The organism is Arthrobacter sp. I3 (assembly GCF_000520575.1).
GTDB lineage: Bacteria > Actinomycetota > Actinomycetes > Actinomycetales > Micrococcaceae > Arthrobacter > Arthrobacter humicola_A.
This window is the reverse complement of sequence record NZ_KI914953.1, coordinates 8,005-10,170: the sequence shown is the minus strand read 5'-3', so window position 1 is coordinate 10,170 and position 2,166 is coordinate 8,005. Positions and strand designations below refer to the sequence as shown.

Genomic DNA, 2,166 nt, shown 5'->3' with positions numbered 1-2,166 from the left:
GAGCGCACACCGGCAAATAGCGCATGGTGCCCAGCTTGCTCGATGAGCAGCCGGGCACGGGCTGGGCTGTTTCCGTGATGGCGGCCGCGGCGGCTCCGGCGCGCAGCAGGTCCAATGAGTGCTCCTGGTCCTCACGCAGGATCTCGAGCTGGACGTTGTCACTGGCCGCCGCGAGGCCGGCCAACGCCCAGGTGTGCAAGGAATCGCTGTTGATCACCAGCGTCAGGCGCATCCCTCCGCGGGGGTGCTCCGGCTGCAGCTCCTCGGCCAGGTCCGCGGAGAGCATTTCCAGTTGCCGGGCGAAGCGCACCACGGCCTCGCCGGACTCCGTGAGTCCGGGCGGCCGCGCCCGGGTCAGGACCGGCCGGCCGACGGCGGTCTCGAGTGCCCGGACCCGCTGGCTGATCGCCGACGGCGTCACGGACAGGTGCGCGGCCGCGGCGTCAAAGCTCCCGTGCGTCAGAATCGCGGCCAGCGTCCGGGCCTGTTCGGGGGTAATCTCCATCATTAGCCCATCTTACGTATCAGCAGAATCTTTAACTGGTTTCATCTCTGGCGGGCGCCTACCGTGGAGTGGTGATCCTTCCCCTGTTTTCCGGTCTTTCCGCCGGACTGTCCCTCATTGTTGCTATCGGTGCGCAAAACGCTTTTGTCCTCCGGCAGGGCATCCAGCGCTCGCACGTCGTTATGGTGGTGGCAGTCTGCGCGGTCTCGGACCTCGTGCTGATCCTGCTGGGCGTCGCGGGCATCGGCATCCTCCTGGACCGGGCGCCCGCTGCCCTCGTCGTGATCCGGTGGGCCGGGGCGGCGTTCCTCCTTGCCTACGGGGCGTTCGCGGCCCGGCGCGCGGTCCGCGGGGAGCAGATGGAGAATCCCGGCAACAAGCCCGCCGCCGGCCGGGTCGCCGTCCTTGGCACCTGCCTGGCCTTCACCTGGCTGAACCCGCACGTCTACCTGGACACGGTGCTGCTGCTCGGGTCCCTCGCTGCCGCCCAAGGCGAAGCCGGGCGCTGGTGGTTCGCCGCCGGGGCCGGCCTGGGAAGCATTGCCTGGTTCACCGCCCTCGGCGCGGGAGCGCGGTTCCTGACGTCCCTGTTCCGGCGCCGGACGGCCTGGCGCGTGCTCGACGCCGGAATCGCCGTCGTGATGGTCACCCTTGCCGTGCTGCTGCTGACCTGACACGCGCCCGCCCACCGCTCCGCCCCGCCGCCCACCGCGCGCCCACGCAAAGTGTCGGGAAAGCCGAGGCTGATCTCCCGTCCCCGGGGGTAGGCCGGTGGGCCCTTGTCCGTTCAACGTGGCGGGGTCACGATTGCCGGATGACAGCATCCCCAGCCTCGGCCAGCGAACGACGGCGTGCAGCCATCGGCACAGCCGTCTTCGCGGCCGCCCCCGCAACCGCCGCCGGCGTGGTGCCGTGGCTGCTGACCCGCTGGAAAGTGGAGTCCCCGGTCCCCGGCGGGGTGCCCGCGCAGATCGCGGGCGCCATGATGATCGGTGCGGGCGCCGCCGTCATCGCGAACTCCTTTGTGCATTTCGCCGTCGAGGGCATCGGGACCCCCGCGCCATTTGCCCCGCCCAGGCAACTGGTGGTTGGCGGCCTTTACCGGTACGTGCGGAATCCGATGTACGTGTCCATTGCCGCGGCCGTCGCGGGGCAGGGGCTCCTGCTGGGCCAGCCGAAGCTCTTCCTGGCCCTGGGCATCGGCGCCATCCCGGTGGTGGCTTTCGTCCGGCAGTACGAGGAGCCCACACTGGCCCGGAAGTTCGGTGCGGCGTACGAGGAATACCGCAGCAACGTCCCGCGCTGGCTGCCCAGGCCCACGCCGTGGCGGCCCGACGGGCCGGAGCCGTCCCGACCCTAGGCCTCGGCGGGCAGGCATTGGCGGGCTGGGCATCCCCGGGCTGGGGTAGCCCTGGGCCCTGGCCCAGGACAGCTGTCCGGCCGCTATTTGCCGCTTCCGGCCCACTCCAGCAGCCGATCCAGCGGCCAAGTGGTGACGATCCGCTCGGTGGGAACCCCGTTCGAGGCCGCGCGCTCGGCACCGTACTGCAGGAAATCCAGCTGGCCCGGCGCATGGGCGTCGCTGTCGATGCTGAACAGACAGCCGGCATCGAGGGCCAGCCGGATCAGCTCGTCCGGCGGATCCTGCCGTTCGGGGCGGG

3 protein-coding genes and 1 pseudogene are annotated in these 2,166 nt (G+C 70.7%); 2 read left to right on the top strand and 2 right to left on the bottom strand.

The window, feature by feature from the left end; all coding sequences use genetic code 11:
- The coding region (locus Y706_RS26450) for a LysR family transcriptional regulator (protein WP_043436480.1) at positions 1 to 508 on the bottom strand (508 nt) is incomplete at its 3' end.
- Positions 509 to 576: 68 nt separating this feature from the next.
- Here Y706_RS26450 and Y706_RS0118700 point away from each other — a divergent pair.
- Together Y706_RS0118700 and Y706_RS0118695 are read left to right on the top strand one after the other, a co-directional pair.
- A complete protein-coding gene (locus tag Y706_RS0118700; protein ID WP_028277793.1) occupies positions 577 to 1,179 on the top strand; it encodes a LysE/ArgO family amino acid transporter in 603 nt (200 codons plus the stop codon).
- 140 nt (positions 1,180 to 1,319) lie between these two features.
- Positions 1,320 to 1,865, top strand: coding sequence for a methyltransferase family protein (locus Y706_RS0118695; RefSeq protein WP_043436479.1), 546 nt, complete (start codon positions 1,320 to 1,322; stop codon positions 1,863 to 1,865).
- A gap of 83 nt (positions 1,866 to 1,948) precedes the next feature.
- Here the strand turns inward: Y706_RS0118695 and Y706_RS29425 are convergent.
- Positions 1,949 to 2,166, bottom strand: a pseudogene (locus tag Y706_RS29425) (PHP domain-containing protein); the annotation flags it as partial.

Coding starts and splice junctions, on each gene's coding strand:
- Y706_RS0118695 (WP_043436479.1), top strand. CDS start 1,320: ATGACAGCATCCCCAGCCTCGGCCAGCGAACGACGGCGTGCAGCCATC.